This window comes from Rossellomorea oryzaecorticis (assembly GCF_038405515.1).
In the GTDB taxonomy this organism is placed as follows: Bacteria; Bacillota; Bacilli; order Bacillales; family Bacillaceae_B; genus Rossellomorea; species Rossellomorea oryzaecorticis_A.
Genome location: NZ_JBBYAF010000011.1, coordinates 1 through 24,129 on the forward strand (window position 1 = coordinate 1; position 24,129 = coordinate 24,129).

Below are 24,129 nucleotides of genomic sequence, written 5' to 3' on the forward strand. Positions count from 1 at the left end.
TTTAGCTTATGACCTCGAGGGGCTAGCCGCCAGAGCTGGACAAGTCTCACCTGTCTCGCTTTTCCCGCAGGAGTCTTCGTCTTGCACTCCAATCACCTGCTAGAGTAGGCCAAACATCCACGCTATTCAATTTCATAGAGAAAAGAGTTAAACTAAACGCCCCCACGTTTTTAAGGTTTTTCATCATTTTTTAATTAAACCTGACTATAATCAGGCTTGTAAAGATAAAATAACAAAAGGAATATCTGATGAAAGGATGATGGTAGATGGGATATTATGATGATCAGGATATAAATAGAGAAGGCAGAACCAAGCAAAAAGGCAACCGGGGCGGCATGTTCCTTGCCGGGCTGCTTGGTGCGATCCTCGGGGCTATTTTAATTATTATCGCGATTCCTCAGTTACATAACCTCAATGTATTGCCATATTCAATCCAGCCGGATCAGGATTTGAAGGAAACGGACGAAGAGTATCATAATGGCACAAAGAAGAATGTTTCTGTGAACGTCACCACGGATGTGACCAAGGCGGTTGAGAAATCCAGTGACTCGGTCGTCGGGATCTCAAATATCCGTTCGCAAAGCTTCTGGGGACAGAGTGAATCCCAGGATCAGCAGGCTGGGACAGGATCAGGAGTCATTTATAAAAAAGAGGGGAATAAAGCCTATATCGCAACCAATAACCACGTCATTGAAGGCGCTGACCAGCTGGAAGTGACATTGTCCGATGGTACGAAGGTGCCGGCGACCCTGCGCGGTGCGGATGTGTGGACAGACCTTGCCGTACTCGAAATTGACGGAAGCAGCATTGCAAAGGACAGTGTGGCCGAAATCGGTAATTCAGATGAATTGAAAGCCGGTGAACCGGTCATCGCGATCGGGAATCCATTGGGTCTTCAGTTCTCGGGTTCAGTGACACAAGGAGTGGTGTCCGGAGTGGAAAGAACGATCCCTGTCGACATCAATCAGGACGGGATGGAAGACTGGAACGCCGAGGTCCTTCAAACAGATGCAGCCATCAACCCGGGTAACAGCGGTGGTGCTTTGATCAATATTTCAGGTCAATTAATCGGAATCAACTCCATGAAAATTGCCCAAGAAGCAGTAGAGGGCATCGGACTTGCGATTCCAATCAACTACGCGAAGCCGATCATCGATGATCTTGAACAATACGGTGAAGTGAAAAGGCCAGCCATGGGTGTCATGCTTGAAGATGTGAACCGGATTTCTGCTTATCACCAGCAGGAAACGCTAAAACTTCCGAAAGAAGTCAATTACGGTGTGATGATCAGACAGGTGGTTCCAAATTCTCCTGCAGCACAAGCGGGTCTACAGGAAATGGATGTAATCGTTGAACTTGATGGAGAGAAAGTAGAGAACCTGATTGATCTTCGAAAACATCTGTACAACAACAAAGACGTCAATGACCAAATGAAGGTCACGTACTACCGGAACGGAGAAAAGAAAGAACTGACGATGAAATTGACGGATGAATCACGTTTATAATCCATCGTTGTGGATAAGTAAGAAGCAGGAGGGGAAAAGCACCTTTCCTGCTTTTTCTTTACGTGATATGATAACCTGTGGATAAATATTTTGAATTATATTTTATTAAAAATAAGGAGGAATCCGCTTTGATTTACTGCTGTTTAGAGCACGTGGAGCTTGCAATGGATATCATTGTAGACGAGCATGAAGTAGCGCCGGATCTGAAAGAACTGTCCAAAGAAGAACAGTTATCCACAACCTGTGAATATTGTGGGAATAACGCAATATATATTGTGGCGAACTAATATTCCCATACAGCATGTGGACGGTTGATGTGGATATGTGGATAAGTTCTGTGGATAATGTGTTTGTAAATTGTTTGTAAAGCGAGGATGAAGTGTGAATATCACGATTGTAACGGTTGGGAAACTGAAAGAAAAATATTTGAAGCAAGGAATCAGCGAATATGTAAAGCGTCTCGGAGCCTACGCCAAGCTGGATATCATCGAATTGGCAGATGAAAAAGCACCGGAAGTTTTGAGCGATTCAGAAATGGAACAGGTCAAAAATAAAGAGGGAGAACGCATCCTGTCCAAAATCTCCCCCGATCACCATGTCATCGCCCTCGCCATCCAGGGCAAAATGAAATCATCCGAGGAATTGGCTGACAACCTGGACAAGTTGGCCACCTACGGAAAAAGCAAAGTCGCCTTCGTCATCGGCGGATCACTCGGGTTAAGTGATGAGGTAATGAAGCGGGCGAATGATACATTGTCCTTTTCAAAAATGACGTTTCCTCATCAGTTGATGCGGTTGATCCTGGTGGAGCAGATTTACCGGGCATTCCGGATTAATCGGGGTGAACCGTATCACAAGTGATGGTAAAGCAGAAAGTTGAAATTATTTTTGATAAAAAGGTTCTGGATTTACTTTTTCATTAAATAAAAAAAGGCTTGATGTGTAATCAAGCCTTTTTTTATATGTTTCATCAAGATTTTGAAGAAACTTTATTTATTTTGGAGATTAGTGTAAGTACCGATTTATACTCTGGATTAAAGACTGAACTTTCATAAACATATTCATTCTCTGATGCGTCAGTTATCCATGTTGTTGCCTTTACAATTTCGTCTTTAAATTCTTCTTTTTTATAGTTCTGTTTTATTAGATCAAATGCGATGCTTCTTTTATCTAAGTCAGAACCAGTATCTTTGATCTTTATACTATTTGAAAAAGATTTAGTTATTTTATTATTGTTATCTGAAAACACTACTGCAAAAGTATCATTATATTGTTCAACTAAACGGTTACAAAGAGATGTTAAAGAAACTTTATACTTTTCATCTGCCAACTGTTTTAGGTTAGATAAACTTGCATTTTTAGATTTGTAAATTGATAAATCCTTTTGTAAGTCTTCAGGTGGTGTAATGAGATTTGTTGTAAATGTATTTGCTTCCATTTCCTCTGTATTATCTGTTAATAGCGTCGATTGACCTTTCTTTCTATAATAGTAAATTTCATTAGTGTGCCAAGGAAGTATTAAATGTCCTATTAAGGTTGTAATAGCAAATTTAGTTCGAGATTCGTGCTTAAGTTTTTCATCTAAAATTATGGTGTGATTACTTTTAAATAATATTGCGTCAGCATCTTCTCTAATATTCCCATAAAGAATATTTACATTTAATTCGGTTGCAAGATTATATATATCTATTGGTAGTTTTTTGTCAAAATACTGTGAGTAGATATATGCTGCATATTGTTTTGGATCTGTAGACAATATTTCAGTTTGTTTTTTTTGTCCAGTTAATAACATTGCATAATTTATTATTTCTTCTTTTTTAGATACTGTTAAGCTTTGAAAAATCTTAATTAGTACCTCACTCATTGAATCAAGAGAATAATCACTTTCATCTTTAATTCCAGATATTAAGTAATCAACTTTTACCCCTAAGGCATTAGATAATTTAAGCAGTGCATCATAAGATGGATTTCTTGCTCCAGATTCATATTGACTTATTGCTGGAGGTTTTAGCCCTGCCCTTTTTGCTAATTCCGTTTGATTAAGACCTAATTCCTTTCTCTTTTGAATAATTCTATCTTTAACATTCATTGAAATGACCTCTCTCTTTAACATATCGTTAATATATAAAATAACATATGTTATTTTTTCTTGACAAGTATTATAACGAATGTTATTTTAATTATAACAAGTGTTATAATAAGATGGTAAGGAGTGGAAAAAAGTGAAAAAATTAATCACGGTAATCATTAATGCTGAGCCAAAGCAAGTTGAAAAGAGAGACTTCTCTTTTCAAGATGTAGTAATACTTGCATATGGAAACTTTGATGATTCTCAAAAGTCCTACACTATGGTGTCTACACTGAAAAATGACAAGGGTGAAAAGCACATCCATGAATATTCATTTGGTGACATGATTAAGATGAAAGAAGGAATGAGGATAAATGTCGATTCAACTAATAGATCATAATGAAGATTTAAAAAAGTTGAAAGATGAAGGATACAATATATCTATAATCAATGATAATATTGTTGTGAAAGGGATTCCATATGTTAATAAGGAAAAAAAGATAGTGTTTGGCACTATCTTTTGCCCTTTTACTTTATCAGGAGAAAATAAGGTGCTTCAACAAAACCATACTGTTAGGTTTGCTGGGGAGTTCCCTTGTGATCAATTTGGGAAAGAGGATAAGTCTTATGTTAATAGTCCGCAAACTTTTCCGCTTACAAATGACATTATAGGGAATTATTATTTCTCATCAAAGCCGCTGAGTGGGAACTATCCAGACTTTTATTCTAAAATTAAAAGATATGTACATTTGTTATCTGCACCAGCAAAGTCAATTGACCCTAGTGTAACTGCACAGAACTTTGATTTCGAAAGTTATAATGAAGTTAGTATATTTAATTATCCAGATACCAATACAGCTAGAGCTGGTTTAACACATATATCAGGAAAATTAAAAAACCAAAAAGTTGCTATAGTCGGATTAGGTGGAACTGGCTCTTTTGTTCTGGATTTTGTCAGTAAAACTCCTGTTAAACACATTTCATTGTTCGATGGTGATGTTATGTATAATCACAACGCATTTAGAATTCCTGGGGTAATAAGTGAAGAGGAACTAAGTCAAAGACCGAGTAAAGTATCTTTTTTAAAAAATAGATACGATAATTTAAGAGGTGGCATTATGCCATATGAGGTTTTTATTGATGGTTCAAATGTGAAACTATTAGAAGGACATGACTTTGTGTTTTTAGCATTGGATAAAGCAGAAGCCAAAAGTGTAATCATAGATTATCTAATGACTTCAGGGATACCATTTGTTGATTTAGGGATGGGATTATCAGTTGTGGGCGATTCAATAAGAGGAAGTGTAAGAAAAACTTTAGTTACACCTGATAATAGTTCAGCTTTAAATAAAATAGCCATAGGACAAGCAGCAGATAATGATGTTTACTCACAAAATATTCAAATATCTGAGTTGAATGCGTTAAATGCTATCCTAGGAATATTAGCTTGGAAAAAAATGAACGGATTTTATATAAGTGAAGAAACCATCTACAATTCTACTTTTATAGTGGACGAAGAGGAAATTAGTAATGCAACATAAATTCGTCGAATTCATACCAGCAGAAATTGAAGAGAACCTTCTATATATATCATTGGAGTATGATGTAGCCAAACACAAATGTGCATGTGGGTGTGGTGCCGATATTGTCACATCTATTTCACCTGCAAGATGGAAACTAACATATGACGGTGAAACTGTATCACTTTCCCCATCGATCGGTAACTGGAGTCATCCTTGTAAATCTCATTATTTTATAACAAACAACCAAGTGGTCTGGTCCGGCTCTTTCTCCGAGGATGCAATAAGAAATGTTATAAAAAATGACCGAGAAGATTTAAAAAGACATGTTGTATACGGTAGAAAAGGTAATCGTTTTCTTAACTTTATTAGAAATTTTTTTAAATAGGAATTTCTTATGGGAAAATGCATTAAATTTGTAGCGTTTCTGTAAATACAGAAACGTTTTCTTATTTTTAGAACTCGTTATAGAATATTAGTCAAATTTATTATCTTCTTAGTTACCATCAACAAATCTACAAATATGAACCTTATTCATGTAAACTATTAGTATTGCTTAAATAAGAGCGTACTAATAAATTTCATTTTTCAGTTTTATAGAGAGCGGTGGTAATAATGAATACGAACATTTCCAAAGAAAAAAGGGAACAATTAATTAAAAAGATTACAGAAGTAAAAAAATTCCTAGAAGATAGTGCTGATGATAAAAATAAAAGACACTTATTAAGCTACATAGCTGAAATAGAGAATGACATTTTTGCGAAGAAATATGGACTTGTATTTGAAGAACATGAAGAAGGAATAGATAAAAAATTAAAGGATAATATCCCTGTACTATCTGAAGAAAAGGAATTATTTATTAACAATGGTAAAAATATTAACTTTTTAATTGAAGGGGATAATTTGGCATCCATAGAGTTATTGAAAAAGACACATAGTGGGATGATAGATTTAATTTATATTGATCCTCCATATAATCGTGGGGATAACGACTTTGTTTACGATGATAAATATGTAGATAAAGAGGATACCTTCAAACATTCAAAATGGCTTTCTTTTATGGAGAAACGTCTTTTACTTAGTAAGGAATTGTTATCAAAGAGTGGAGTTATACTCATTCATATAGATGAAAATGAGGTTTTTAATTTAGTTCCGTTAATGAATGAAATTTATGGAGAAAAAAATGATTTAGGAATGATTGTCTGGAATAAAATGAATCCTAAAGGTGACCCAAAAGGTGTATCAACTATGCATGAATATGTTGTTTGTTTCGCAAAAAATAAGAGTGAATTTGCGAATTTGGAAAATACATGTATGCGAAATAAGCCCAATGCTGAGAAAATTATTAAAAAGGCAAATTCTTTATTTAAACTTTTAGGGAAAAAACGAATTCCAGAAGAAATTAAAAAAGTTGTAAAACCTTTTAATTACTCTAAAGCGTTACTAAAAGAATTTGAGGTTGAGTATACGTTAGAGTTAATAAATGAAGAATTTAAGGGTTGGTTGTCTCAACAACCATTCTCCAAAGGTGAAAAAGCCTATAAGTTTATTGATGAAAATGGCGAAGTTTATCGTGGTGTATCAATGGCTTGGCCAAATAAAAAGAAAGCCCCTGAAGATTACTTCATACCACTTATTCATCCAGATACTAAAAAACCATGTCCAGTTCCAAGAAGGGGTTGGAGGAACCCCCCTTCTACAATGAAAAAACTTTTGGATGGTAAGCGTATTTTGTTTGGGGATGATGAAACAAAGCAGCCAGAAAGGAAATACTTTCTTAAAGAGAATATGGCTGAAAACACACCTTCAATTTATGCTAGTGCAGCGAGTGACGACGACTTTTTCCTAGAGGAAGGACTCAATTTTGAATATGCTAAACCAATTGATACTTTACAATATTTTATTACCTCAATTCATCCAAATGCTAAAATGATTGTTGACTTTTTTGCCGGGTCTGGCTCAACTGGACACGCTGTAATGGAGCTAAATAAAAAAGATAACGGAAGCCGAAAATTTATATTAGGAACAAATAACCAAAATAATATATGTCGAGAGACAACATATAAAAGATTAAAAAATGTTATTGAAAAAGAAGGATATAGTGAAAGTCTAAAATATTATAAAGTGGACTTTATCGAAATAACTGACAAACTTTACTATGAATATGCTGATGAGCTTCTTCGACATGTGAAAGAACTAGTTGAGCTGGAAAATGGAATTAATTTCAGTGAAACCGAAGAAATTTCAATTATTCTAACAGAAGAAGAATTAGAGGAGTTTACTAATAATAAAGAGAAGTTAGCAGAGTGTAAAACGTTGTATTTGGGACATGATGTTCTTACTACTGGCCAACAAGATTATCTCTTTAAAAGTAATAAGATAAAAGTCAATGTTATTCCAAATTATTATTACAAAGAGGTTAGGGGGTAATATGAGTGGTTAATTTAGCAGATTTTCAATTAAAAGCAATGGGTAGTTTAATTGAAAGTATGGATGATACCAATCAAGAAGTTATGTTTAAAAGTCCAACTGGATCTGGAAAAACCATTGTTCTAACTCATTTTATGTACCAATACGGACAAGGTCACTTTAATAATGTATTTGTTTGGCTTACTCCTGGGAAGGGAGAATTAGAGGAACAGAGCAAGGATAAAATGGATAAATACATCCATAATTCTTCAACTAAGTTATTAGAAGAAGTTATGACTGAAGGATTTAAAGAAAATGATGCTTGTTTTATAAACTGGGAGAAGCTAACTAAAAAGGGCAATAATGCTTTAAAAGAAAGTGAGAAAGAGAATTTTCAAGATCTTATAATCAATGCACATAATAATGGACTTGAATTTATTATAATTGTGGACGAATCTCACCAAAATGACACTGTAAAAGCAAGTGATATCATTGATTTATTTAAACCAAAGAAAATTATAAGAACTTCCGCTACCCCAAGTGATTACCCAAATGCTACATTGATTGAAGTAAATGAGGAGGACGTAATTGCAGAAGGTTTAATTAAAAAAATGATTGTGATTAATGAAGATTTTGGTCAATCTTTAGAAATTGATAGCCAAGTAGGCTTTCTCCTAGATAAATCAATGAATAAACAAGAAGAATTAAAAGCTGCACTTAAGCAAAATGACTCAAGTGTCAATCCTTTAATCGTTGTTCAACTTCCAAATAATAGTGAGGTTATGCAAGACGAAGTTGAACGTTATCTAGCAACTAAAGACATAACTTATGAAAACGGCTTGTTAGCTGTTTGGTTAAGTGATAAAAAGCAAAACCTAGAAAATATTGAGGGAAATGATGCAAAGCCGATTGTAATAATAATAAAACAAGCAATAGCTACTGGTTGGGATTGTCCAAGGGCACATATCCTAGTGAAATTAAGAGAAAACACTGGTGAAACATTTGAGATACAAACAATTGGTAGAATAAGGAGAATGCCAGAATTAAGACATTATGATAATGATTTACTCGACTCGTGTTATTTGTATACATTTGATGAAAAGTTTTCAGAAGGTGTTCAGTTACATTTCGGTAATGGTGCTTTGAAAGGTAAGAAATTATTTCTAAAAAAAGAATACAGGGACTTTACTCTTATCAGTGAGCAAAAATCAATCTTAGGAGCTCCAAAAGACGCCCAGCAGTCCTTAAAAACACTTGTTTCGTATTATGATCAACAATATGGTACTTCTACCAAAACAACAGAAAATAAAACTCGAATGGAGACAAAAGGCTACATATTCTCTGATAAAATTATAAAAAATACATTTAGTGGAAAAATACACACTTTAACAGTAGAAGAATTCCAGAATCTTGATAAAATAGGGATGGTTGAACCACTTAATACACATACACATGGACGAGAATATCATAACCGTGTAAGTACTCTAGGTACAAAAATAGGCTTGTCTTATGAGCAGATGAATACAATTGTAAGAAGGTTATTTGATAAAACAGTTAATTATAGTCGTAAGATTCTTAGGTTAGATACACGTGAGGTTTACGCTTTTGTTATTAATAATTTTGAGAAATTAAAAGAAGATTTTAGAGAAGCAATGGCAAGTACATTTTTACAGATCACTTCTGAATTACCAGTAGTATCAGAAAAACCATTTTATATTCCCAAAGAAGTATTGTTTACATACAATGAAAAGAATAGAGTTCAAAGGGAATATATAAGTAATGTCTATAAAGGATACCTTTCTTCTGCTGAGGTGCGTTCAGACTCGGAAAAGACATTTGAAAAATATTGCAATGAATCAGAAAAAGTTGATTGGATCTATAAAAATGGGGATAAAGGAAATGAATATCTTTCAATAGTATATAGAGATAATTCAGGTACTCAAAAGTCATTCTATCCAGACTATATAGTTTCAAAAAGCGGGGAAGTTTGGATTATTGAAACAAAAGGTGGGTTTAACAGGAGTGGAGCAAGTGAAGACATTGACAAATTTTCTCCTAAAAAGTTTGAAGTTTTAAAACGTTATATAGATAAACATCAATTAAAAGGGGGATTTGTTAGAAAAGATAAAAGCAACAACGAACTATTTATTTGTATGAATAATTATAACGATGACATTCAAAGTGAAGAGTGGAAATTATTAGATGATTTTTTATAAAAACTACTATTTATGGAGCCAATTAATTGGCTCCATTTTTAAAATTTAGAATAAAATTTTAAAAATGGGAGGTATTTACAACGGGAGTATTGTACTATATTATAGGTGCCTCTATTTCAGGAGGAAATATAATTGAGTAAATACTATAAATCTAACGGTTTATATGACTATCTAGATAGTAATCCTAATCCTTCTTTAAAATTCCCCAAAGGGGAGTTATGGGCTCTAATATATGCTGATAAAGAAGATAACTTTGAACCTAGAGTACTTGCACTAGTAATTGGTGTAAATGAGACAGGAAAGATAGTTAATAACGCTGTAGAAACAAGAAAATTATTGAGACAAATAAGTACGAGGACGGGTTTACCTTTAGTTACAATAGTATTTAGAACTGACCTACCAACTATTGAAGAAGTAGATTATTCAGTGGGAGATAATAAACTTATGAAAATCTCCTTGAAGCAGCTCGCCGATGAGTTAAAAGACCTTGGCTTACCATTAAATGATCTACCTACAAGCCATGCTATTAATAAAGCCTCTTCAAGCGCTTATCAAAACTGGCAAAGAGAAAATTTAGGAAACAAAATTGTTGCAGTAGATATTGATATGTTTAAAGTATCAGATCAAGGTGATCTTGTAAGGTTTTACGAGTTAAAGCGTTCTTTTCAATCCTTTGAAGATTGGAAGCCTTATGTGGATGATTATAACAATTTCAGGGCGTTATCTAAGTTAGCAAACCAAACTGGTGTTGAATTTGATATTGTTTATAATATAAGAACTAATAACCCGTGGAATGATAATGTTCAAGAGTTAAACGTTTTTAATGTGGATTTTAGTAAACAAACTCCAATCTCAGAAGGTAGAAGGATTAGCTTATCGGATTTTATGGAATATTAATCTTAACCATCATAAATACTTAACAAATATTAGGGGCACCAACATTACATATTACAAATCTAGAAAATAAACCTTGGGATAGTCTAAGGTTTATTTTTTAGGTGAAAAACCTTTTCTCTTTGTTTATGAAAAAATATGAAAAGGTATCACTTTTGGAGAGAATTTTTTTTGATGTTATGCTTACGTACTTTTAAAAAATAGGAGTGCGTATAGATGCTGAAATATGAGAGTGCCAAAAAGGATAGACGATTAAATGCTTATTTGAATGAGAACTTTATAAAAAGAGGAGATATATTTTTAATTCAAGGAGAAGGAATTGATTATTATAAAAGAGAAACTGTTCCAGCTTTAGTATTACAGAACAATCGTGGGAATAAGTTTGCACCAACAACAATTGTTGCTCTTGCAATATATCAGTGTGAACTACATAAAGGGATAACTAAGTTTGACTTTATGAATATCACAACAATCGATAAGAGAAGGATTATAAGAAAAATTGGAAATTTTCCAAATTCAAAAAATATTAATTTAGATCAGGGGATAAGACATTCTGTAATTAATAGAAATTTTACAGATGTTATATTTGTTTGAGAAATTATTTGTGAAAAACGATAAAGAAAGCACATAGTAATGTACTTTCTTTATCGTTTTATATTTCGCTAAGTTTATTTATATACTTTCTTTTATCGTCCATACTAGGGGAAGCATATCTCAATGTAGTATTTACATTTGAATGCCCCATTAAGGAAGATAGTATATTAATAGGTATTCCAGAAGTTTGTAATAAATTGTTTGCAAAAGTCGCCCTTAAACGAATCGGGTATAGTTTAATATTTGTTTTTTGCTCAATTCTTTTCAATATTAGTTGAATACCTCGTTCACTAAGCCTTTCATTCCTTTGTGATGTGAAAACAAACTCACTACTTTGGTGATATATTTTTTCTGATCTATTCCTTTCATACATCCAACTATTCAATGCTTCTACAACATCTTTGGAAATTGGAATATACCTACTTTTTTGTCTCTTAGAGTTTTTAACAAGTATTGTAGGGTTTTCATTAAGAAGTATATCACTAACCCTCAGATTAGATACCTCGCTCACCCTAATTCCAGCTTTCATTAATATTAGTACCAAAGCATAAGTTTTCATTCCCATTTCTTTTGCTGTACTCAAAATTGATAACTCCTCCGAGCGAGTAAGGTACTGGCTATCAAAGTTATCTTCTATTTTTTGCAATTTAATGTTATTTGAAGGATTCACATTAATTTCACCTTTTTCTTTTAAAAAATGATAATAGGTTTTTATAGCGGACAATTTTTGATTAACGGATGAAGGAGAAAATTTCAGTAATAATGACTCTCTATATAATTTGATTTCTCTAATAGATATAATTTTCAGGTCATATATTTGATAACAATTGATTAACCAGAATTGGAACTTTTCAATTGTATCTAAATAGCTTTTAATAGTATTTAAACTTTTATCCTCATTTTCTAGAAATAATTTAAACTCTATTAAGTAATTCATAAAACTATCCTCTCCTTTTGTTATACGCTCAGTTTATATGGTACTTATAACGATGAGTTTATAAGGAAAACTACTGAATTATATATTTAATCACTTCTTTTTCAAAATTTCTTATCGCATAATAATATTTATAAGTTGAGTAGAAAGAATTTATTAAATAAAAAAATAAACTTTATTGAAACAGTTAATATAATTAATGGCTTTGTGAATATAACTAGAGTGGGATTAGTGAGAAAAAAAGATTGGTGGGGAAAGTATGAGAAGAAAGCTGTTCTGAGCAACTATGTAAGACAGGGATATTTAATTCCCTGCTATCTTAAAAGATAAAATTTCTTGGGCAAACGTATTTTGAGTGTCAAGGAGTAGACAGTTTTTCATTTCAACAGAAACTCTAAAGAAATCGTACTTACTTGCATCAATACTAATGATATGTCTGCAATAAACCAGGATAATATCAAATTTTATGCAATCGTATCTCAAAGTATCTAACATTATCTTATTGCTTGCAGGAGAGTCAACGTAGAAAAACAATTTTATGTTTGTGTGATCGTAAGGTGTTAGGAATTTTTTTATAGCTTTTTTTTGCTGCGAGAGTAATGAATTATGGTTGTAATAATAGATTGCTATGTTCATATTACCTCCTAAATTTTCTCTCTAATTTTCTTTGGTTAAATTCATCAACTAAATATGAATGGTTTTTATTTAGTTTACTACCATATTTCTTCACTAATTTTTCAGACAAATAAAAATCATCTTTGAAAAGTTCAGGTTTCTTATATCCCATATACAGATAGATTTTCTCAGTAATCATTAGACATAGGCCAGATAAGACACTTAGTAGGCTAAAAGCAATAATAAAGTTCAAGTCAAATAAAAACTCCATATTCAATCACACCCTTCCAGTTTATTCCATTATAAGGTATCTTGAAATCCTAGTAAATGAAAACTTCTAAATAGATTAATAGTATTTGTATTGGTGATACTAAAGAGTAGTTGAGTAAAGAGTAGTAAAGTTAGTTATAGAAGGCTATTTGATGATTAGTAGAAACGATGATGGATTAATAATATAATAGAAAAAAATTGAGGTATAATAAAAAAAAGATATAAACTTTGTTAAATTTTTCAAACTGTAAAGGATTGAGATATATTATTCATTAGATATATATCATATATATCTAACATATCTAACAGATATCTTCTATCTTATATATCTAATACATCCAATATCTTCATAGTATTAGTAAAGAAGCAACTAAAGTTGCTTCTTATTAATTATAGTTTGAAAAGATTCAGAGGAGCTTAACTTGTAAGGACTATGTAAACATTTCCATAAACCAATTCCAATAGCGTCACTTACATTATTGTCTAATTCACTTACATGATTGATTTGTGAATTTACATACTTATTCCAAATGATTTTATTATTTTTACTTAAGTCGCAAAAATGACCAACTGCACTACGCCAAGAATTTACTTGAACAAATTCGGATTCTAGATTATTACATAGGGAATAATATCTAAGAAAGAATTGTAAAAATGACAATTTTTTATATACAGCTACACCAATTTTTTTTTGATATTGTATATCTTCGACGATTAAATGAGTAATTTCTCTATTTGAATTAAGGATTTTATTTAAGTATCCTTCTATTGTTAGGATTCTATCAAAGTACTCTAGTTTATGATCTAATTTGAATTTACCAAAGGTTAATAAGCTACATTCATTTTTATCTACGTAATAAATAGAGTATCCAACTATTGATAAAGAAGGATCTAGGGCTAAAAGAAGCATAGTTAATTAGCCTCGAAAAGTAATTGCTCAAAATCTTCTCTATCACCATATTCTAGATACTCTTCATAGAATTCATCAGATCTTTCGTTTTCCTGACTCTTACTTTCAGCTGCAGATAAAAGAGAGAATAATCTAGTTTGGTAATGGTAGTCTTCAAATTTAATACTATCTAGATAATATTCATTAATTTTGTCTTTCAAAATATTTATTTGGATATCAACCGGTTCATTCTTCAATGTACCTTCTAATACTTCCAACTTCTTTTTATTTTCCTTAGTCAATCTACTTTCTGTTTGTTTGCGCTTTTCTTCAAGAGAAGACTCTTTCAAAGCCTGTTCAGATATTCCAAATTCACGAGCTAGTTCACTAATCATGTCGGTCTGAAAAAACTTATTTAGCTGTCCATATATAGTCTGCATATTGTCTCCTCGTTTGGAGTAGTTATATACTTTTTGGACTGTTTTTTCTATTTCAATATACCCTAAGTTCCCGCCTTGATTTTCCTTAAAGCAATGATGAATGAACATGTTAAAAAATTTAAATGATTCTTCAATATTTTTTTGTACGTCAATACCAGATCTACCGAGTAAACAGAAAAATTTAAAGCAGAGTTTAGCTCTTTTTACTTTCTCAGTATCTTTTTCAAAAAGAGTATAATTGTTAATGTTTTCCTTCGTAAAGTCAACAGTACTAACTTTTTTTACGACATTTGTTTCGTATGTGCCGTTGATTTTTTCTTCTAAATTATTTATATATTTAAGTGTTTTCTCTTTGCCGAATACTTTTTTATAAAAATAACCTAAGTTTACTAAGTCTTTCTCATTTGCTAGCTCTTCAACAAATAAGGGAATCGCCACTTTTGTAGACATGTAAAAATCAGTTTCTTTGACGCTATTCAAGGTTTTAACCTTTAAATGATTCTTACTATTTATAATAAAACCTATTCTATGAAGTTCATCCCAAACTGTGCCATTCCTGCCTTTTGTCTTTTTTCTTAAGGAATCTGCACTTACACCAACATCATTCGCTATTTTATACTTCTTATATTCATATACAAAATAGTTGCTAAGTAATATTGTATTATTTGAACTCAATTTTGAAGCATATTCATAGAGTGTATCGCCAATTAAAAAGGCAACCGGAGAAATTTCCCCTCTATGCAAAATACGAAACCTCTTCCAAGCGTTAGTAATTAAATCATTTTGGCTATATCCCATAATAAAGTTCTCTCCCAATAAGTATTTTTAAATATAATATATTGGGAAATAGAAATGTCAAATTTCTTAGGAAATCTTCCGGACAATTAATATAAGGAAATTTTCCTGTATAGAAACAGTAAATTTCAGTACTATAATTTTAGAATTATTAGCTTTAACAATCAAAATTATATTATTGTGAAGATGTCCTCCCTATAAATATAGAAGTAATAATCTAATTAAAACAATAAACCCTCCTCCTTAATAATAAAAATTTTCAAAGAATTTATTGACAAGAAAGAAACATCTTGCTAGGATGTATATTACCAACAAATGAAAGGTGGTAATTTATAGAAGACTACTTATAATTTTATTTTTAATAGACTAATTTATTCCAATACCTTCACTGGAAGGTGTTGAAATGCTAGATACCATACAACACAAAAATTTTTGTTTAGTATGGGGATCTAACTGTTAAATATGATGACTACTACCTATAGGACAAATGTGTTCATTTTGCTATTAGGTAAACTTACTCCTTATTAGGGAGTAGTATGCTCATTTAACAGTTATGCATTTTAGGTATTGGAATGGATTGGTCTTTTTTTTATACCAATCTTTAAGGTCTCCAATACTTTTGGGGACCTTTTTTGGTCTGTATAGAACTATTGCTCATTGACATTATTTAGTTAAAAGGAGATAACGGATCTCCATTATCAAAACGTATAGGGAAAGGGTCGTAAATGATAAATCCTATTCCCGAACTAGAAACATTATATATATTCAAAAGTAACCTTATTTTGTATTCGAATTAACTATTTGAAAAAGTTGTGAATAACTTGGAAAGGAAGATTAAAATGACAAGACAAATAATGCAGGATATGACTTGGGTTTTCAGGGTTCATAAAAATGAGTTAATTAGCGGAGAACTAGACATAGAATTATTAGCATCATTATTTCCATTCTTAGAAAAAAACAAAAGCAAAGATAAGTTTGAAATGAGATTTGATGGTTATCAAAATTTGCAACAATTGTACTTATCAAAAGAAATAAAATACCTATTTCAAGAGTTTTTCATTAGTTGCCCGTCCTTCTTATTTCTTTTAACAGAAAGGACCTTATTATTAGCATATCTTTGTCTCAAAGACAATGGATCTGTCAGACAATTATTAAATGATAGTTTAGAAGATTATATAGTTATGAATTTTTGTGTACCGAAGAAAACGAATAAAAAGAAGAAATATAGAACTGATTTACGTTTAAAACTTAAAGATGCTGAACAAATTCTACATACATCTGACTTTATAGATTTTCAAGAAGTTTCAAAAAAACGAGGTGAAAAAAATGAATTTAATAAATATTAAAATGACAAAGTTTCAATTGATTAATTCTGACTGGAACATTGAAATAGAATTTGATGTTGAAGCCCATATGTATACCTATACTTCAATTTATACCTTTAGTACAAGTGATTATAACTTATATTTAAACAGTATTTCCTATGTTGGGAGCCCAGATAAAAAAGCAGATGTTCAATTAAAAGAAATAAATGATAATATCCCATATATTATTAAGGAATTGAAAGAAAATAAAGAAATAGAATTAGGTTACATCCTTAAACTATTAAATAAACTTCCAAATAAAGACAAGAGTTTCGACGATATCCTGAACTTAATAAATATTGAGGAAAGTTATAATACCTTAGGTGGTGACTTTGGGGAACAGCCATTTAATGAATTAAAATACCAAGTTTATGACCAAAAAATGCTTAATAAGCTTTATGACTTAATTTTCACCAAAAATATAGATGGAGATTTTAATTTTATAAGGACATCACTCCATCAGGAAGGGAACTATCTTAGCATTATCTTTTTTGTGCATGAAAGTCAATATGATGATGAAGTTATGCACATATATAGATTCAGAAATGATGAATATGTCTTAACAGGATATTTTGAAGAATAGATTTAGCAGCTTTATAAAAGTAACTATGGAGAGTGATATTAATGTTTAATAAAAAAGAAATAATAGAATATATTAACAATAATAAAAATTGCGATTTTAATGTATTTGAAGAAGTTATGACATCTTGTGGCTATAAAGGTTTATGTATAGTGTCGAAAAAGCCAAATGTTAATAATGCATACCAAGTTTCAGCGGATTTAATACTAAATGAAGTTATAAGTGAGGTAGCTGTATTAGACTTTGTTAGATGTAAAGTATATACACATTACAGAGATTATGGGTTCGGGATTGGTAAAGTTATAAGATTTGAGCAAGAAGATTTTGAGAGATATGCAAGAAAAGATCCAAAAGCTATAGGGCAAGGAGTTCATATTAGAATTGAAACTTTAGCAATTCAGGAAGACGAATTGAAGAAAATTAGCGAAATGAATGAAATTGAAGATGTTATCAACTTCCTTCAAAATCTTTATCCAATGTCTAAGCCAAAACCCATTATAGACGGAGAGCCAACAGATTATGAATTACTTGAGAAGATTAATTATGAAGATAAGGATTTTAAAATTAGAGAATTTATAAATTGGGATAACATTGTTGATGGGTACTTAATAGAGGGTAAACTTACTGGAAATATACCAATCCGTCTTGAAGAATTAATAAATGGTGATAACGAAATAATAGAAGCAGTGATCTTTGTGAAAGATAAAGAGAATAAAGGATATATCAAATCTAAAAACGACGAAAGGTTTGTTGGTTTTGATCTTCCTGGATACATAAATCAGCCTAAATTAGATATAGATGATTCATATGTTGTTATCAAACTCTCTCTTAGTTTAGAAGATTTGCAGGAGATTTATCAAATGAACAATTTTGAAGAGGTTTTTAATTTTTTGGAAAGTAAATCTTTAATGTTGAACGGATAACAATTTAGTTATAAATATATGAAAAAGTTGCTAGATACTAGGAGATCCTTTCTTTTTCTAAATAGCAATAATATGTAACTCAAAACAATTAAGGAGAGATAATAATGAATGCTAAAAAAGAATTTAAAGAGATGAAATATTTATTAGAAAATGAATTATTACCAATGCTAAGTATATCCAGGGAGTACTCGTTATATAATTTATTTATATTTCAAGAAATGTTCAAAAGAATTGATAATAAAGATGATTTAAAGTCACATTTTTTTCTCGGGATTTATTTAGGAGAATTTTTACTTGGTAATTTCGAAAATTCAGGTTGGAAAATTGAGAAAAATGATTATTTCTATGACTGGAAAGTAACTATATTTTGTGATAATGATACATCTTTAACGCTTTTCCCTTGTAGGAGGGCTAGAAAATACTTGAACAATGAAGATTATGATCTAATTTCTTATGTTGAAGGAATAAAGTACTCTATGAAGGATCCAAATACTATAGCTCAAATTGAAATCTTTAAACATAACGGGGTTAGTTATAATATAAAAGAACTGAAAGACCGACTTAACAAAGATAATAAATAAAGTTTCCTACTAAGGGAAAAAGAATTCGTCCTTTATTAACAAGGGGAGAGTACTTAAGATTATAATGAAATACCTTTAAATAATTGAAATTTTGTTTTATAGAAACGTACATATTAGAGTTTTTCAGAGGACATGGATGTCCCTTTTTGTATAAGGAGTAGATAAAAAATGAGTTCCACAAACAATTCATATAAAAAATCAAATCTTATTATTTCAAACCAAGAAGAGTTAAAAAAGCAAGAATTGATTGATACACTTGCAGGATTACTGAAAAAATACGCTAATAAAAACAAATTAGATTGAATAATAGGGTGTGCGGGTAGTCACAAGCCTCCACACCCTTTTGATAAATAAATTTACTCTGTAGCTATTAGATAAAATTGAACAATCTTAACTTGAGGACAGATCCACAAATCTGTCCTTTTTAAATAAAGGAGGGTATAAAGATGAACAATAATAATAAAAAAGCAGCGTTATATATTCGTGTTTCTACGGAAGAACAAAATCAAAAAGGATATTCACTAGCAGGGCAAGAAGAAGAACTGAAAGAATATGCCAAACATAAAGGCTATGATGTACATGCCATCTATTCTGATGGTGGGTATTCTGGGAAAAACTTCAATAGACCTCAAGTACAAAGAATGTTTAGAGATATGTCTAACAAAATGTTTGATGTAATAATTGTTTGGAAAGTTGATAGACTGTCACGAAGTAACAAAGATGTTTTAAGCTTAATCGATGACGAATTAAAACCTAGGAATATGAAACTTCTAATTAAAACTTGTGATATTGATAGTAGTACACCAAATGGATATATGTTTATTTCTTTGTTAGGCACATTTGCTCAATATGAACGATCTATCATAATTGAAAGAGTAAATTCAGGAATGGAGAGGGTTGCAAGAGTAGGCAATTGGAACGGAGGAAAAGTTTTAGGGTATAATTCCGTTAATAAAAAATTAGAAATTAATAAAGAAGAAAGTAAAATTGTTAAAGATATTTATAAAATGAGAGCAGAAGGGCTTGGGTATAAAAAGATTGCAGATAATTTAAATGCAATTGGGAAAAAAACAAAAAAAGGTAACCCATTTAGTATTCCTGCTATAAAACTGATTTTAGAGAATGAAATCTATATTGGGAATATAATTTGGGGGAAATATAGAAATTGGGAAGAAAATAGACGTGGCGGTAAAAGTGAAAATCCTATTAGGGTAGAGAATAAACATGAAGCAATAATTGATATAGAGCTTTGGAATAAGGTACAACAAATAAAGAAGATTAACAAAAATACCTATTCAACAAACAGAAATTTTAAAGGTTCCTTATTCTTAACTGGTGTGCTTAAATGCCCTGTATGTGGTGCTGGAACTGTTATGAGTAAAACGCGCAAACGAAATAAAAAAGGCTATCATGTGTACTATATGTGTCAAAACTTCCACAGTAAAGGGAAATATATTTGTAAGCCTAATCTCATAAAAAGGGAAATTATTGAAGAGAAAGTACTGAAGGTAATAAAAGGCATAATAAGTAGTGATAATATTGTAAATGAAGTAATAAATCGATTAGAAGTAAGCAAAAGTAACGATGTTGTCGAATTAAAAGGTGAATTAACCATATTAAAAAGAGAGTTAAAGAAATCTGAAGAAGATCAGTTAAATTTAGATAAACGATTGCTAAATGGCGATAAACGTTTAAAAATTGATCATTTTAACCGTATTTCCGACCAAATTCAAGAGAAAATAAATGAGTTAAGTTCAAGTATCGAAAACATTAAAAGGTTAATTCAAAAAAATGAGTCTAATGTAACCTTGAATAGGGATGTAATTATAAATACTTTAAAGAATTTTGATACTTTATTTGAAAAGGCAAACGGAGAGGAGAAGAAGCTTTTGATTAGGTCTTTAGTGAAAAGTATTGAAATGGAAAAAGACAGAAAAGAAATAAAAAACATTGCTTTCTGGTTTTCAGACGGCGAAGACCTTCAACTGTCAAATGATTTACCACCTAATAAAGTTCGGAGAACCGTACCACAAGTAAAAAAGGTAACCTAAAAAAATAGATACATCACCGTTTCATGTATTGTGGAATGTGGTTTGGTGGCAAAGTTAGCTGTAACAATACAAAAAGGTAAACCGTCCACGTTCTGCCAACAAATAAGTCAGCCCCCCCCTATGTTACACACAGGGGGGGCTGACTCTTTTTTAGCACTTACTTAGATCCTCTTCCTTTACTACAGCTGCCATACTCAAGATATTTCTATATGAAATTTTCGATCCATCTTTTTTACCATTCTTTAGGCACATAGTTTAATTCTCTGAATAGTTTTGTGCGCTCCTTCTTTGATAAATCTCTCCATTGTCCAGGAGGAAGGTTGCCTAAATGAATATTCATGATTCGTGTTCTTTGCAATCGGTAAACTTCGTATCCTAATTCAGCGCACATACGGCGAATTTGGCGATTTAGGCCCTGGGTCAAAATGATTTGGAAATCAAATTTTGATAATTGATCCACTTTACATGGAAGTGTTTTTGTACCCAATATTTTGACACCCTCTGACATCTTCTTCAAAAATTCAGGAGTGATTGGCTTGTCTACTGAAACGATATATTCCTTTTCATGCTTATTTTCAGAACGAAGTATTTCGTTAACAATGTCGCCATCGTTCGTAAGAAGTATTAGGCCATCTGAATCTTTATCCAGACGTCCAATATTAAATATCCTTAATGGGTGGTTGACCAAGTCTACAATATTTCCTTTTACACCTTTTTCTGTGGTGCTTGTAATGCCCACAGGTTTATTTAAGGCAATATAGACGTTATTCCTTGCTACCCGCACTGGATTTCCATCTACTTTAACGTCATCTCCAGGTTCAACCTGGCTGCCTATAATCGCACGTTTCCCATTAATCGTAACCCTTCCATCGGCTACTAATTTATCTGCACCTCGTCTAGAAGCTTTTCCGGCTTCACTTATATATTTATTAATACGCATGTTAACACATCCTTCATCTACGATTGTCTTATTAAATACTAATATATTTTAAGTGAATTACAAAATCATATTTAAATGAACGGAAGCCAATGACCAGGGGGAAAATGATTTAAAAACAATAATTATGAATAATAACTTGGCAATTTTGGTCTTCTACCCTGTTTCTTGAATGCTGTACCTGTGTTATACCAGCCCATCATCTGGATTTATCAAATTCTTAAGGGAAAAGGAAAACATCATTGGTTCATGCACTGATTGTGGTCATTATTCAGAAAAATCAGGTATGATGGATACTAACGAATCCAATAGGAGGAAAATGTCCATGATAAACAAAAAAATCCGATGGGGAATCATCGGCTGCGGAGATGTGACGGAAAAGAAGAGCGGCCCTGCTTTTCAAAAGGTTGAAAACTCGGAACTTGTTGCAGTCATGAGGAGAACGGGTGAACTGGCAAGGGATTATGCAGAAAGACATCAGGTTCCGAAATGGTACGATGAAGCCGATGCATTGATTAATGATCCTGACGTGGACGCGGTCTATATCGCTACCCCGCCAGGCTCACATAAGGAATATACGCTGAAGGCAGCCGCTGCGGGGAAACCTGTCTATGTGGAGAAGCCGATGGCTCGCAACGCAGAGGAATGCAGCGAAATGGTGGCTGCCTGTAAAGCGGCAGGGGTTCCTTTATATGTGGCTTACTACCGCCGGGCGCAGGAGCGCTTTTTGAAAATAAAAGAATTGCTGGATCAAAAGGCGATTGGGGACGTTCGTTTTGTCTCCTCGACCCAGTATCAAAAAGCAAGGGATGATGTGCAGGACCCCGACCAACTTCCATGGCGCGTGCAGCCTGAAATAGCGGGTGGCGGCCTGTTCTTTGATCTGGCGAGCCATACCCTTGATATTCTCGATTTCCTGCTCGGACCGATCCAGGAAGCAAAAGGCTTCTCTTCGAATCAAGCCGGCTATTATGAGGCGGGAGATATGGTGACGGGTACATATCAGTTTCAATCCGGCGTCCATGGGGTTGGAAAATGGTGTTTCACTGCGTTTGAAGACGTGGATATGAATGAGATTGTCGGAAGTGAAGGGAGAATCAGCTTTTCTACATTTGGGGATGACCCCGTCATCTTGACGACCAGTGAAGGACAGCAGCAATGGAGCTTCGAACGCCCAGAGCATGTCCATCAGCCCCTTGTTGAAACGATTGTGAAAGAGTTGACTGAGGGCGGCAACTGGTGTCCAAGCACCGGAGAATCGGGTGCCAGAACCAACCGCGTGATGGATGAAGTTGTCGGGAAGTGAAAAATCTGAATAAGAAATGTGGTGAGTATATTATGAAAACCCGTAACCTGGGGAATACAGGAATCAGCGTGTCAGAAGTGGGGTTTGGCGCGTGGCAACTTGGCAATCAGAAGGATTGGGGAAATATGACCGATGAGGAAGCCATCTATTTAGTACATAAAGCCATGGATATGGGATGCAATTTCTATGATACTGCGCCTAACTATGGATCCGGTAAAAGTGAAGAACTTCTTGGAAAAGCATTGAAGGGAAAAAGAGAGAGTGTGGTCATCAGCAGCAAATGTGGACATCACTCCAATGATGAACAAAGCTTCGAGCCAGCGAAAATGATTTTGTCAGTGGAAGACAGTTTACGAAGATTACAAACTGGATATCTTGATAGTCTTCTACTCCATAATCCTCCTTTTTTGACCCTTAATGGAGACTCCCCGCAATTTGAAGTACTGGAGAAATTGAAAGAACAAGGGAAAATCAGAGCTTATGGGGCTTCAGTGGATACTGGAAAAGAGATGGATGAATTAGTAAACAAGACAGACAGTCAGATTATTGAGGTCATGTTCAACCTATTCCATCAGGAACCAGCCGCAGCCATGAAATCAGCTCACAAACAAGGGGTTGGCGTAATCGTCAAGGTTCCGCTCGATTCGGGCTGGCTTACCGGCAAGTATGATGCCACAAGTACATTCAGTGGAATCAGAAGCAGATGGAGTGAAAAAGAAATTCGGAGAAGAGGAATGCTGATAGAGAAAGTCCGTCGTATCCTCGGAGATGACATCTCCATGGCACAAGCAGCCCTGCAGTATGTCCTTTCACACGAAGCGGTGTCTACCGTAATTCCCGGAGCAAGAAATATTCAGCAATTAAATCAGAATATCTCTGCATCAGAAGGAAGCTTACCATTAAAAGTAATGAAAGAATTAGAGGGTATTTGGGACGAAGAAATAAAGGATTCCAAGTTAACATGGTAGTTGATCAAAGTGATTTAGATCTTCAGTGTCAGCGTAGCAAGTTTCTCCAACAAATAAAGAAGAAGTTTATCCACATTGAGATAAACTTCTTCTTTTCTTTTAACGTGTACAAATGTATTAACGTGCATCAGCAGACAACAAAACGTTCTTCTCCACTTCCAGTTTCCCGTACACTTGGGCAATGAACCACGCTGGCAAGCTGCAGCAAGCATTCCGATGGATGAAGGCATATCTTGGCTCAATTCCATTAAAAACTCTCCGAATAGTGAC

The 24,129-nt window shown here is 33.0% G+C and carries 24 protein-coding genes; 18 read left to right on the forward strand and 6 right to left on the reverse strand.

The annotated features are described in order from the left end of the window. Positions 1-266: 266 nt before the first annotated feature. From AAEO50_RS07285 to rlmH, 3 genes are all read left to right on the forward strand, one after another. Entirely contained in the window at positions 267-1,505 is a 1,239-nt protein-coding gene (locus AAEO50_RS07285) for a S1C family serine protease (protein ID WP_341982016.1), read from the forward strand. Positions 1,506-1,633: 128 nt separating this feature from the next. Further along, entirely contained in the window at positions 1,634-1,792 is a 159-nt protein-coding gene (locus AAEO50_RS07290) for a CxxH/CxxC protein (protein ID WP_341982018.1), read from the forward strand. Positions 1,793-1,886: 94 nt separating this feature from the next. Further along, complete coding sequence (gene rlmH / locus AAEO50_RS07295) at positions 1,887-2,366, forward strand: 23S rRNA (pseudouridine(1915)-N(3))-methyltransferase RlmH (protein WP_341982020.1); 480 nt, start codon at positions 1,887-1,889, stop codon at positions 2,364-2,366. A 109-nt stretch (positions 2,367-2,475) separates the two neighbouring features. Here rlmH and AAEO50_RS07300 read toward each other — a convergent pair whose 3' ends face one another. Continuing rightward, positions 2,476-3,594 carry a helix-turn-helix transcriptional regulator gene (locus AAEO50_RS07300; protein WP_341982021.1) on the reverse strand — a complete coding sequence of 373 codons (1,119 nt, stop codon included), beginning with the start codon at positions 3,592-3,594 and terminating at the stop codon, positions 2,476-2,478. Positions 3,595-3,727: 133 nt separating this feature from the next. Between AAEO50_RS07300 and AAEO50_RS07305 the strand changes: the two genes are divergently transcribed. The 7 genes from AAEO50_RS07305 to AAEO50_RS07335 all read left to right on the forward strand — a co-directional run bounded on the left by AAEO50_RS07305 (position 3,728) and on the right by AAEO50_RS07335 (position 11,206). Next, complete coding sequence (locus AAEO50_RS07305; protein ID WP_341982022.1) at positions 3,728-3,973, forward strand: hypothetical protein; 246 nt, start codon at positions 3,728-3,730, stop codon at positions 3,971-3,973. Further along, positions 3,948-5,114: a ThiF family adenylyltransferase gene (locus tag AAEO50_RS07310; RefSeq protein ID WP_341982024.1), complete on the forward strand. Its 1,167-nt coding sequence runs from the start codon at positions 3,948-3,950 to the stop codon at positions 5,112-5,114. Before AAEO50_RS07305 ends, AAEO50_RS07310 begins: the two co-directional genes overlap by 26 nt. Next, the gene (locus AAEO50_RS07315) at positions 5,104-5,481 is read left to right on the forward strand and encodes a DUF6527 family protein (RefSeq protein ID WP_341982026.1); all 378 of its coding nucleotides are present in this window, start codon (positions 5,104-5,106) and stop codon (positions 5,479-5,481) included. Before AAEO50_RS07310 ends, AAEO50_RS07315 begins: the two co-directional genes overlap by 11 nt. Before the next feature lie 227 nt (positions 5,482-5,708). Further along, entirely contained in the window at positions 5,709-7,523 is a 1,815-nt protein-coding gene (locus AAEO50_RS07320) for a site-specific DNA-methyltransferase (protein WP_341982028.1), read from the forward strand. Between the two features lie 5 nt (positions 7,524-7,528). Beyond that, positions 7,529-9,718 carry a DEAD/DEAH box helicase gene (locus AAEO50_RS07325; protein WP_341982030.1) on the forward strand — a complete coding sequence of 730 codons (2,190 nt, stop codon included), beginning with the start codon at positions 7,529-7,531 and terminating at the stop codon, positions 9,716-9,718. Between the two features lie 132 nt (positions 9,719-9,850). Next, the gene (locus AAEO50_RS07330; RefSeq protein ID WP_341982031.1) at positions 9,851-10,615 is read left to right on the forward strand and encodes a hypothetical protein; all 765 of its coding nucleotides are present in this window, start codon (positions 9,851-9,853) and stop codon (positions 10,613-10,615) included. 213 nt (positions 10,616-10,828) lie between these two features. Beyond that, on the forward strand, positions 10,829-11,206 hold the full coding sequence (locus AAEO50_RS07335; protein WP_341982033.1) for a type II toxin-antitoxin system PemK/MazF family toxin: 378 nt from the start codon (positions 10,829-10,831) through the stop codon (positions 11,204-11,206). A 58-nt stretch (positions 11,207-11,264) separates the two neighbouring features. Here AAEO50_RS07335 and AAEO50_RS07340 read toward each other — a convergent pair whose 3' ends face one another. The 3 genes from AAEO50_RS07340 to AAEO50_RS07350 all read right to left on the reverse strand — a co-directional run bounded on the left by AAEO50_RS07340 (position 11,265) and on the right by AAEO50_RS07350 (position 15,152). Next, positions 11,265-12,143: a tyrosine-type recombinase/integrase gene (locus tag AAEO50_RS07340; RefSeq protein WP_341982035.1), complete on the reverse strand. Its 879-nt coding sequence runs from the start codon at positions 12,141-12,143 to the stop codon at positions 11,265-11,267. A gap of 1,252 nt (positions 12,144-13,395) precedes the next feature. Beyond that, entirely contained in the window at positions 13,396-13,935 is a 540-nt protein-coding gene (locus AAEO50_RS07345) for a hypothetical protein (RefSeq protein WP_341982037.1), read from the reverse strand. Between the two features lie 2 nt (positions 13,936-13,937). Next, a complete protein-coding gene (locus tag AAEO50_RS07350) occupies positions 13,938-15,152 on the reverse strand; it encodes a hypothetical protein (RefSeq protein WP_341982039.1) in 1,215 nt (404 codons plus the stop codon). A gap of 836 nt (positions 15,153-15,988) precedes the next feature. Here AAEO50_RS07350 and AAEO50_RS07355 point away from each other — a divergent pair. The 6 genes from AAEO50_RS07355 to AAEO50_RS07380 all read left to right on the forward strand — a co-directional run bounded on the left by AAEO50_RS07355 (position 15,989) and on the right by AAEO50_RS07380 (position 20,648). Next, positions 15,989-16,495, forward strand: coding sequence for a hypothetical protein (locus AAEO50_RS07355; RefSeq protein ID WP_341982041.1), 507 nt, complete (start codon positions 15,989-15,991; stop codon positions 16,493-16,495). Then, on the forward strand, positions 16,476-17,096 hold the full coding sequence (locus tag AAEO50_RS07360) for a hypothetical protein (RefSeq protein WP_341982042.1): 621 nt from the start codon (positions 16,476-16,478) through the stop codon (positions 17,094-17,096). Before AAEO50_RS07355 ends, AAEO50_RS07360 begins: the two co-directional genes overlap by 20 nt. Before the next feature lie 41 nt (positions 17,097-17,137). Then, complete coding sequence (locus tag AAEO50_RS07365) at positions 17,138-18,016, forward strand: hypothetical protein (RefSeq protein ID WP_341982043.1); 879 nt, start codon at positions 17,138-17,140, stop codon at positions 18,014-18,016. Positions 18,017-18,120: 104 nt separating this feature from the next. Further along, entirely contained in the window at positions 18,121-18,597 is a 477-nt protein-coding gene (locus AAEO50_RS07370; protein ID WP_341982045.1) for a hypothetical protein, read from the forward strand. A gap of 168 nt (positions 18,598-18,765) precedes the next feature. Then, on the forward strand, positions 18,766-18,900 hold the full coding sequence (locus AAEO50_RS07375) for a hypothetical protein (RefSeq protein ID WP_341982047.1): 135 nt from the start codon (positions 18,766-18,768) through the stop codon (positions 18,898-18,900). Between the two features lie 143 nt (positions 18,901-19,043). Next, positions 19,044-20,648, forward strand: coding sequence for a recombinase family protein (locus AAEO50_RS07380; protein ID WP_341982049.1), 1,605 nt, complete (start codon positions 19,044-19,046; stop codon positions 20,646-20,648). Between the two features lie 232 nt (positions 20,649-20,880). Here the strand turns inward: AAEO50_RS07380 and rluF are convergent, their stop codons facing one another. After that, positions 20,881-21,588, reverse strand: a complete 708-nt coding sequence (rluF, locus tag AAEO50_RS07385) for a 23S rRNA pseudouridine(2604) synthase RluF (protein ID WP_341982051.1) — start codon at positions 21,586-21,588, stop codon at positions 20,881-20,883. Positions 21,589-21,910: 322 nt separating this feature from the next. Between rluF and AAEO50_RS07390 the strand changes: the two genes are divergently transcribed. Then, on the forward strand, positions 21,911-22,891 hold the full coding sequence (locus AAEO50_RS07390; protein ID WP_341982052.1) for a Gfo/Idh/MocA family oxidoreductase: 981 nt from the start codon (positions 21,911-21,913) through the stop codon (positions 22,889-22,891). A 32-nt stretch (positions 22,892-22,923) separates the two neighbouring features. Then, positions 22,924-23,859: an aldo/keto reductase gene (locus AAEO50_RS07395; RefSeq protein ID WP_341982054.1), complete on the forward strand. Its 936-nt coding sequence runs from the start codon at positions 22,924-22,926 to the stop codon at positions 23,857-23,859. Positions 23,860-23,873: 14 nt separating this feature from the next. Here the strand turns inward: AAEO50_RS07395 and AAEO50_RS07400 are convergent, their stop codons facing one another. Continuing rightward, on the reverse strand, positions 23,874-24,107 hold the full coding sequence (locus AAEO50_RS07400) for a hypothetical protein (protein ID WP_341982056.1): 234 nt from the start codon (positions 24,105-24,107) through the stop codon (positions 23,874-23,876). Between the last annotated feature and the right edge of the window lie 22 nt (positions 24,108-24,129).

Excerpts from the sequence above, each read along its gene's own strand:
- rluF (WP_341982051.1), bottom strand. The coding sequence starts at position 21,588 with ATGCGTATTAATAAATATATAAGTGAAGCCGGAAAAGCTTCTAGACGA.
- AAEO50_RS07335 (WP_341982033.1), top strand. The coding sequence starts at position 10,829 with ATGCTGAAATATGAGAGTGCCAAAAAGGATAGACGATTAAATGCTTAT.
- AAEO50_RS07320 (WP_341982028.1), top strand. The coding sequence starts at position 5,709 with ATGAATACGAACATTTCCAAAGAAAAAAGGGAACAATTAATTAAAAAG.
- AAEO50_RS07375 (WP_341982047.1), top strand. The coding sequence starts at position 18,766 with ATGAGTTCCACAAACAATTCATATAAAAAATCAAATCTTATTATTTCA.
- AAEO50_RS07400 (WP_341982056.1), bottom strand. The coding sequence starts at position 24,107 with ATGGAATTGAGCCAAGATATGCCTTCATCCATCGGAATGCTTGCTGCA.
- AAEO50_RS07390 (WP_341982052.1), top strand. The coding sequence starts at position 21,911 with ATGATAAACAAAAAAATCCGATGGGGAATCATCGGCTGCGGAGATGTG.
- AAEO50_RS07340 (WP_341982035.1), bottom strand. The coding sequence starts at position 12,143 with ATGAATTACTTAATAGAGTTTAAATTATTTCTAGAAAATGAGGATAAA.
- AAEO50_RS07310 (WP_341982024.1), top strand. The coding sequence starts at position 3,948 with ATGTCGATTCAACTAATAGATCATAATGAAGATTTAAAAAAGTTGAAA.
- AAEO50_RS07315 (WP_341982026.1), top strand. The coding sequence starts at position 5,104 with ATGCAACATAAATTCGTCGAATTCATACCAGCAGAAATTGAAGAGAAC.
- AAEO50_RS07300 (WP_341982021.1), bottom strand. The coding sequence starts at position 3,594 with ATGAATGTTAAAGATAGAATTATTCAAAAGAGAAAGGAATTAGGTCTT.
- AAEO50_RS07395 (WP_341982054.1), top strand. The coding sequence starts at position 22,924 with ATGAAAACCCGTAACCTGGGGAATACAGGAATCAGCGTGTCAGAAGTG.
- AAEO50_RS07365 (WP_341982043.1), top strand. The coding sequence starts at position 17,138 with ATGTTTAATAAAAAAGAAATAATAGAATATATTAACAATAATAAAAAT.
- AAEO50_RS07345 (WP_341982037.1), bottom strand. The coding sequence starts at position 13,935 with ATGCTTCTTTTAGCCCTAGATCCTTCTTTATCAATAGTTGGATACTCT.
- AAEO50_RS07285 (WP_341982016.1), top strand. The coding sequence starts at position 267 with ATGGGATATTATGATGATCAGGATATAAATAGAGAAGGCAGAACCAAG.
- AAEO50_RS07350 (WP_341982039.1), bottom strand. The coding sequence starts at position 15,152 with ATGGGATATAGCCAAAATGATTTAATTACTAACGCTTGGAAGAGGTTT.
- AAEO50_RS07355 (WP_341982041.1), top strand. The coding sequence starts at position 15,989 with ATGACAAGACAAATAATGCAGGATATGACTTGGGTTTTCAGGGTTCAT.
- AAEO50_RS07380 (WP_341982049.1), top strand. The coding sequence starts at position 19,044 with ATGAACAATAATAATAAAAAAGCAGCGTTATATATTCGTGTTTCTACG.
- AAEO50_RS07370 (WP_341982045.1), top strand. The coding sequence starts at position 18,121 with ATGAATGCTAAAAAAGAATTTAAAGAGATGAAATATTTATTAGAAAAT.
- AAEO50_RS07360 (WP_341982042.1), top strand. The coding sequence starts at position 16,476 with ATGAATTTAATAAATATTAAAATGACAAAGTTTCAATTGATTAATTCT.